Raw genomic sequence first — 7,446 nt, forward strand, 5'->3', positions numbered from 1 at the left:
CGAGGCATATCGGTGCGTCACCGAATTTTGAGGAGACAGTGAAATGCCCACCACAGTGGCCGATCAGCTCGTTCGAGGACTCGTCGACGCCGGCGTACAACGCATCTACGGCATCGTCGGCGACAGTCTCAATCCTGTGGTCGACGCAGTGCGTCGCACCGGCGGATCGGCCAAGGGCGGTATCGACTGGATTCACGTACGACACGAGGAGGCCGCGGCGTTCGCGGCGTCTGCCGACGCGCAGACCACCGGCACACTCGCCGTCTGTGCGGGTTCGTGCGGACCCGGAAATCTGCATCTGATCAACGGCCTGTACGACGCACACCGTTCCGGCGCACCGGTTCTGGCGATCGCGTCGCACATTCCCAGCAGCGAGATCGGCTCGGGGTACTTCCAGGAGACGCACCCCGATCGCCTCTTCGGTGAATGCTCGCTCTACAACGAATTCGTCTCCACCGCCGCGCAGGCTCCCCGGGTGTTCCGAGCGGCGATCAATGCCGCCATCACCGGCGGCGGAGTGTCGGTGCTGACGCTCCCCGGCGACATCGCCGAATTGTCGGCCGCCGGATCGATGGACCCGATAGCCATTCCGTCCACACCGATCGTCACACCGCCTGCATCGGACATCCAGAAACTGGCCGAAGCCATCAACAACGCCGAGAAGGTCGCCATCTTCGCCGGCTACGGAGTCAAGGGTGCCCACGACGAGGTGGTCGCGTTCGCCGACACCATCGGTGCCCCCGTCGGACATTCGTTGCGCGGCAAGGAATTCATCCAGTACGACAACCCGTACGACGTCGGCATGACAGGGTTGCTGGGCTACGGCGCGGCCCATGCAGGAATTCACGACGCGGATCTGCTCATCCTGCTCGGCACCGACTTTCCGTATCAGCAGTTCCTGCCCGAGGACGTCACGACCGCGCAGATCGACATCGATCCCACGAAGCTGGGGCGTCGAACCTCGGTGCAGTACCCGATCCACGGTGATGTTCAGGCAACACTGAATGCGTTGCAGCCATTGATCACTCGCAAGACCGACCGCCGCTACGTGGAGAAGTGGGTGGACAAGCACAACGACCTGATGGGGAAGACCGTCGGCGCGTACACCCGCAACGCCGAGAAGCTCGTTCCGATCCACCCCGAGTACGCTGCCTCGGTGCTCGACGACCTCGCCGCCGACGACGCCGTGTTCACCACCGACACCGGCATGTGCAACGTGTGGACCGCGCGCTACATCAACCCCACCGGCAGAAGGGCATTCGTCGCGTCGATGCTGCACGGTTCCATGGCCAATGCCCTGCCACACGCCATCGGAGCGCAGTTCGCCAATCCGGGCCGCCAGGTCGTCTCGATCTCCGGCGACGGCGGATTCTCGATGCTGCTCTCCGAACTCTTGACCGTCGCAATGTACAAGCTGCCCGTGAAGATCGTGTTGTTCGACAATTCCACGCTCGGCATGGTCAAGGCCGAGATGCTCGTCGACGGTCTGCCCGACTTCGGCGTCGACGTGCCCCAGGTCGATTACACCGGCATCGCCGCCGCCGCGGGTATCCACGCACAACGCGTCGAGCAGCCCGAGGACATCCGCGGCGCACTCGAGACCGCGTTCGCCGTCGACGGACCGGCGCTGGTGCAACTGATCACCGATCCGCTGGCACTGTCCGTCCCGCCGACCATCACCGGCGAGCAGATCAAGGGATTCGCGCTCGCGATGAGCAAGGTCGTGCTCAACGGCGGCGTCGGCGAGGCAATGCGAATGGCCAAGTCGAATCTGCGTAACGTGCCACGACCGTAGACGAATTCTCGTACGCAGCGATGCGATCATCGAGATGATCGGACAGGCGGTTATTGTCGACACACCGCCCAAACCGGACACTCGATCCGGTAACCGACCGTTCCGGAAGGCACAACCATGGCCATCGACTACACCCGCAAGCCCTCGTCCGGACAAGCCTCGGCGTCGCAGGCCGGTGCTCCGGTCAGTCTGAGCAAAGTGACGCTGTCCAAGGCGTCGCCGACGATCAGCCTCACCAAGTCCGGCGAGAAGCAGGGTTCGATGCGGGTCAACCTGAACTGGTCGACCGGCGCACCCGCGGCACAGCCGAAGAAGAAGGGCTTCCTGGCCAAGTTGGCCGCGGCGTCGTACGGCTCCGGCGGTGTCGATCTCGACCTCGGCTGCCTCTACGAACTGCGCGACGGTTCCAAGGGCGTCGTCCAGGCACTCGGGAACAGCTTCGGTTCACTGCAGGATGCCCCGTTCATCGCGCTCGACGGCGACGATCGCTCCGGTTCGGTCAGCGGCGGCGAGAACATGCACATCAACCTCGCCCATCCCGAGAAGTTCGCTCGAATCCTGATCTTCGCGATGATCTACGACGGAGCGCCGAACTGGGCAGCAGTGGACGGGGTGGTGACGCTGTACCCCACCAGCGGACCACAGGTCGAGGTACGCCTCGACTCGGCCGAGAACTCCGCGCGAATCTGCTCGATCGCATTGTTGGAGAACACTTCTGCGGGGATCACCGTCACCCGCGAGGTCGAGTACATCCAGGGCAGCCAGGCCGACCTCGACAAGAAGTACGGTTGGGGACTGCGCTGGGCGGCGGGTCGCAAGTAGTCAGAGAGGTTGCGGCGGAGTCATTTCCAGCCGGACGCCGATCAATCGAACCTCGCGACTGTGGTCGAGGCGGTCGACGAGGGCCACCGCAGCCGAGGTCAGAATCTTCGGATCGAAGGTCGGCGCACCGACGATCGGTGCGCTGACGGTATGCGTCTCGAACGGCGCGTAGCGGATCTTCAATGCCGCCCGAACTGCCGGCCGGTTCTCGGCTTCGATGTCGGCCAACACCTTCGACGTCAAACCGGCGACCTCGTCTCGGATGACCGCCCAATCGGCGACGTTGGTCTGGAACGTGACCTCACGGCTGTGCGACCGCGCGACCCACGGCTCGGACGTCACCGGCGCGAGGTCGATGCCTCGCCCTTTCGTACCGAGCCACGGACCGATCTTCGGTCCGAACGCAGCGGCGAGGTCCGCGTCCCGCGCATCGGCCAGTTCTCGGACTGTCGAGATGCCGAGGGCGGCCAACCTCTTCGAGATCTTCTTGCCGATCCCCCACAGCGCATCGGTGCCGCGATCGCCCATCACCTCGAACCAATTGTCCTGCGTCAGGCGATAGATGCCCTGCGGCTTGTCGAAGTCGGTGGCGATCTTGGCTCGTAACTTGTTGTCTCCGATGCCCACCGAGCAATGCAGCCCCGTCGCGTCGAACACGGCGTCGTGCACTGTCTTCGCCACACCCTCGGGATCGTCGGTCTCCACACCGAGAAACGCCTCGTCCCAGCCGATGACCTCGACCACGTACCCCAACGTCCGCAGAGTGTCCATCACCATCGCCGACGCCTCGTCGTACGCCGGCTTGTCCACGGGCAAGAAGACCGCGTCGGGAATCTTCTTCGCAGCGACGCGCAGTGGCATTCCGGACCCGACGCCCTTCGCACGCGCCTCGTACGAGGCCGTCGAGACCACCCCGCGTTCGGTGGGATCTCCCCGCCCTCCGACCACCACTGCCTTGCCCACCAGATCGGGGTTGTGCAGCACTTCGACGGCGGCGATGAACTGATCGAGGTCGACATGCAGTACCCATCGGCGACGAGCGAAGTCGGTCGAAGCGCTCCCGGTCATGGTGTTCAGTGTGCCCGTGGTGTCTCATGACGCCATGACGAAATCGATTTCTCGCACCATCGGGCGGGTCGTGTTGGGGGCGTTCCTCGTCTTCGCCGGGCTCAGCCACCTCTTCTGGGCGCGCGAGACGTTCGCAGCGCAGGTCCCCGAGTGGGTGCCGCTGAGCACCGACTTCGTCGTGCTGGCATCGGGCGTCGTGGAGATCGCGCTCGGCCTGGCGCTGCTGTTCTGGACTGCTCGCGCGCCGCTCGTGGGTTGGGTGGTCGCCGCGTTCTTCGTTGCGGTCTTCCCCGGCAACATCTCGCAGTTCGTCACCCACACCGACGCGTTCGGCCTCGACTCCGATACGGCACGAGGAATCCGATTGCTGTTCCAGCCGCTGCTGATCGTCTGGGCGCTGTGGTGCACCGGGGCGTGGGCCCAGTACCGCGCGTCACGTCAGGGCCGCAGCCGGCGTCAGTAAGCAGACTGCCGACCGGCCGGAGCGATGCCGTGGTGCAACTGCGCCACGTCGGGGTGTGCTCGCGTACGTGACTTCCACGCGTTCTCACCGTAGGTGCTGTAGATGGGGTTGTCGGGATCGTTCTCGACACCTCGTGAGTGCTGCGCCAATTCGGCGGGCAGTTCGATCACCGGGACGACGGCATCGAGGGCCGGGCTCAGAAAGTGGGGCACCGATATCCGGTCCGTGTCAGGCCCTGGCGCGACGACCCGATGGCGCGTCGCCCGTAGATAGCCGCCGGTCGCCACTTCCAACAGCTCGCCGATGTTGACGATGAACGCCCCGGCCAACGGCGGAACGTCGATCCAGGTATCGGGCGTCGTCTCCACCTGCAGCCCGGTCGAGTCCGGCTCGACGAGCAGCAGCGTCAACACCCCGGAGTCCTTGTGCGCACCGACGCCCTGCGAATGATCGGGAGTGCCCGGGTAACGCACGACCTTCATCAGGGTCGCGGGCGCGGTGGCGAAAGCATCGTCGAACACGTTCTCGGGGGCTCCGAGGGATTGCGCCCAATGTCGCAGGAGGCGAAGTCCGAGACCCGATACCGTGCGTTCCCACTCCTCGAACGTCTCTCTGAAGCCTGTGGGCTGTGACGGCCACAGATTGGGACCCTGCAGGTTCCAGTACCCCTCGGCCCCGTCGATGGCCGGGCGCTCGGGTCCGATGTCGATCTGCTCCCGCCAGTCCACCCGGCCGTTGGTCAGCTCCCCACCCACCCGTGAGTAACCGCGGAAGTGCGGGCTCTTCAGCTGACTGATCTCGTCCTTCACATGGTCCGACACGGCGAAGAACCGACGCGCAAGACGCAGCACCTCGTGCATTCGTTCGGTCTCGATCCCGTGTCCGACGAGATAGAAGAAGCCGGAACGATGAGCAGCTTCGCGCAGTGACCGCTGGAACGCGCGGGGGTCGTTTTCGGCGGAAGCAAGATCGAGAACAGGAAGCATGTTCGCAATTGTCCTCCCCACCTGACGCGTCGGCCAGCACTGTTGAGATTCGGTGAATATCGGTGCGCGGATGCGAGACTGGACGCCATGAGCCATGAAGCACTCGACATCACAGTCGTCGGTCACGGCGCAGCCACCTATCCGCCCGAGCAGTGCACGCTGTCGCTGACCGTCCGTACCGACGGACGAACGGCGGAGTCGGCGTCCGAACCGGCTCAGCAACTCGTCCGGGAGCTCACGAGATTGGTCGAGCCGCTCTACAACAGCGACGGCGGCCCCATCGATCGGTGGTCGGTCGACCAAGTGCGCCACTCGCGCCACCGCCCGTTCAACCACGACGGAGAACAACTGCCGTACGTGTATCAAGCGGAGGCGTCCGTGGAGGTGCAGTTCAGCCAACTCGATCTGGTGGATGCGTTCGTCTACGCAGCATCCGCACTCGAGGGAGTGTCGATCGACCACTTCGGCTGGGACCTCACCGAATCCAGCAGAACTGCTCACACCCTCGCCGTCCGAGAACTTGCTGTTCGCGACGCCGTCTCCAAGGCCGAGTCCTACGCGTCGAGCCTGGGGAGATCGGGCGTGCAGGCCGTCGCGGTGGCCGACCCCGGTCTGCTGCCGGGGATCGCGGAGAGTGGTGGTGCCGAATCCTCGGCGCGCATGTTCGCCGCCACATCCGCGCCGGCCGGGTTTGCCCTCAAACCGGAGAACATCACGATCTCCGCGAGCGTGCACGCCCGATTCACTGCCTCCTGACGCGTCGCGCCTACGCTCGAACGATGAATCGAGACGATGCCCGACGCCTCTGGCCGCGGCCACCACTGCTGCCTCGTCCGATCCTGATGGATCAGCGATGGGAACGGCTCGTCTTTCTGCACTGGCGGGTTCCGAGTTCGGCTGTCGCCCCGCTGTTGCCCCGAGGGTGCGCGCCCGACGAATTCGACGGCTCGTCGTGGGTGGGGCTGATCGGCTTCCACATGGTCGGAGCCGGCCTCGGCTACCGTCACCCCGTTCCGTACTTCGGCACGTTCGGTGAGATCAACGTGCGCCTGTACTCGATCGACGCGGAGGGTCGACGCGGCGTCGTGTTCCGATCCCTGGAAGCAACCAGACTCGCAGTCGTGTTGGGCACCAACGCTGCTCGCGTTCCGTACCGCTGGTCATCGATCGACATCGACGACGACAGTCGAACGATCGGCTACCGCAGCCGACGACTCGCACCGCCGCGCCGAGGCGCAACGACGGACTTCGGCGTCGTCAGAGGGTCACGCGACATGTCCGAGGATCCACTCGCTGTGTTCCTCACCGCACGTTGGGGATTGCACACCTCACTCGCCGGACGCCTGTTGTACGTTCCGAACGTGCACCGACACTGGCCACTGGTCGATGCGGAGCTGACCCACTGCGCCGACGAGCTCGTGGCAGCAGCGGGCCTACCCGGTGTGAGTACCCGGCCACCGGACTCGGTGCTGTACTCCCCCGGTGTCGAGACTCAATTCGGTAGGCCCTACACGGTGCGCGGTCGGTAGAAGATCACGTGACCCGAGGACAGTTCGACGACCCAGTCCCCCTGTGCTGCAGCAGCACTGTCCGAGTGGGAGCTCGACGTCACGCTTTCCCGCAAGACGAGGTACCCGGCGTCGAGGGCGAGGTCGAACAACAGCTTCGTGCCGTCCGAGAATTCGACGGCAGGGTCGTCGCCGGTCGAGAGCCGGACCACAGTGGCACCGATGGAAGGAAGCCTCTCGACAGTCGGGGCTTCCGCCTCCGGGCGCTCGGGTGCGGGCCACGATTCGACGGCCCCTTCCGGTCCACACAACACAGTCGAGCCGTCCGCGGCGCTGTACTCCCAGGATTCCACTTCGACTCGCGGACTGGCCACCACTCGCTGCCGGCCCTCGAACGTCAGACGGAGAACGCCGGATTCGTCGTAGTCTGCGTCGTCGCACACAAGCCCGTGCAGTGTCGCGAAGGCTCGTAGGCCCTCGAACTGATTGTCCTCGTCGACGATGAGGTCATCGACCGTTACCTCACTGAAGGCAATGCTGGCACCGTTGTCGAATTCGATGCTCAGATCGAAATCGAGCAGAATTCTACTGACGCGGCGCTGATCGACGGCGAGTTTCATCGATATCGACTGTGCCACAGAATCTCGTGGGAGCCCACGAAGACTGGCCGGGAGGGGATGTTCGGCCTGGCGGCGAGCAAATGCGCGCGCGTGTGTCAGGTGCGCGGGGAATAGTGAGTGTTCGGGGTGCGGTTCTGCGCGCGGATGGCGAATGCGCGCGCGTTTGCCGGAGGGGGGTGGGAGT

The 7,446-nt window shown here is 64.8% G+C and carries 8 protein-coding genes; 5 read left to right on the plus strand and 3 right to left on the minus strand.

The window, feature by feature from the left end; genetic code table 11:
- The first annotated feature begins 43 nt into the window (after positions 1-43).
- Positions 44-1,795, plus strand: a complete 1,752-nt coding sequence (locus CH302_RS27475; RefSeq protein ID WP_037190704.1) for a pyruvate dehydrogenase — start codon at positions 44-46, stop codon at positions 1,793-1,795.
- A gap of 117 nt (positions 1,796-1,912) precedes the next feature.
- Entirely contained in the window at positions 1,913-2,617 is a 705-nt protein-coding gene (locus CH302_RS27480; RefSeq protein ID WP_037190703.1) for a TerD family protein, read from the plus strand.
- Here the strand turns inward: CH302_RS27480 and CH302_RS27485 are convergent, their stop codons facing one another.
- Entirely contained in the window at positions 2,618-3,685 is a 1,068-nt protein-coding gene (locus CH302_RS27485; protein ID WP_037190702.1) for a DNA polymerase IV, read from the minus strand. It abuts the gene before it with no gap.
- A gap of 34 nt (positions 3,686-3,719) precedes the next feature.
- On the opposite strand from CH302_RS27485, the gene CH302_RS27490 reads away from it, so the two are divergent.
- Positions 3,720-4,148, plus strand: coding sequence for a DoxX family protein (locus CH302_RS27490; RefSeq protein WP_037191051.1), 429 nt, complete (start codon positions 3,720-3,722; stop codon positions 4,146-4,148).
- Here CH302_RS27490 and CH302_RS27495 read toward each other — a convergent pair.
- Positions 4,142-5,134: an isopenicillin N synthase family dioxygenase gene (locus CH302_RS27495; RefSeq protein WP_037190700.1), complete on the minus strand. Its 993-nt coding sequence runs from the start codon at positions 5,132-5,134 to the stop codon at positions 4,142-4,144. The genes CH302_RS27490 and CH302_RS27495 overlap by 7 nt on opposite strands.
- Positions 5,135-5,221: 87 nt before the next feature.
- Here CH302_RS27495 and CH302_RS27500 point away from each other — a divergent pair, with 87 nt between their 5' ends.
- Entirely contained in the window at positions 5,222-5,890 is a 669-nt protein-coding gene (locus CH302_RS27500) for an SIMPL domain-containing protein (RefSeq protein WP_037190699.1), read from the plus strand.
- 23 nt (positions 5,891-5,913) lie between these two features.
- Positions 5,914-6,663: a YqjF family protein gene (locus tag CH302_RS27505; protein ID WP_230596269.1), complete on the plus strand. Its 750-nt coding sequence runs from the start codon at positions 5,914-5,916 to the stop codon at positions 6,661-6,663.
- On the opposite strand, the gene CH302_RS27510 is transcribed toward CH302_RS27505, so the two are convergent.
- Complete coding sequence (locus CH302_RS27510) at positions 6,642-7,262, minus strand: DUF6188 family protein (RefSeq protein ID WP_176460793.1); 621 nt, start codon at positions 7,260-7,262, stop codon at positions 6,642-6,644. The two genes, CH302_RS27505 and CH302_RS27510, sit on opposite strands and share 22 nt — an antisense overlap.
- Between the last annotated feature and the right edge of the window lie 184 nt (positions 7,263-7,446).

It is taken from the genome of Rhodococcus sp. 15-2388-1-1a (genome assembly GCF_002259145.1).
Taxonomy (GTDB): domain Bacteria; phylum Actinomycetota; class Actinomycetes; order Mycobacteriales; family Mycobacteriaceae; genus Rhodococcoides.

Coding starts and splice junctions, on each gene's coding strand:
- CH302_RS27475 (WP_037190704.1), top strand. CDS start 44: ATGCCCACCACAGTGGCCGATCAGCTCGTTCGAGGACTCGTCGACGCC.
- CH302_RS27480 (WP_037190703.1), top strand. CDS start 1,913: ATGGCCATCGACTACACCCGCAAGCCCTCGTCCGGACAAGCCTCGGCG.
- CH302_RS27485 (WP_037190702.1), bottom strand. CDS start 3,685: ATGACCGGGAGCGCTTCGACCGACTTCGCTCGTCGCCGATGGGTACTG.
- CH302_RS27490 (WP_037191051.1), top strand. CDS start 3,720: ATGACGAAATCGATTTCTCGCACCATCGGGCGGGTCGTGTTGGGGGCG.
- CH302_RS27495 (WP_037190700.1), bottom strand. CDS start 5,134: ATGCTTCCTGTTCTCGATCTTGCTTCCGCCGAAAACGACCCCCGCGCG.
- CH302_RS27500 (WP_037190699.1), top strand. CDS start 5,222: ATGAGCCATGAAGCACTCGACATCACAGTCGTCGGTCACGGCGCAGCC.
- CH302_RS27505 (WP_230596269.1), top strand. CDS start 5,914: ATGAATCGAGACGATGCCCGACGCCTCTGGCCGCGGCCACCACTGCTG.
- CH302_RS27510 (WP_176460793.1), bottom strand. CDS start 7,262: ATGAAACTCGCCGTCGATCAGCGCCGCGTCAGTAGAATTCTGCTCGAT.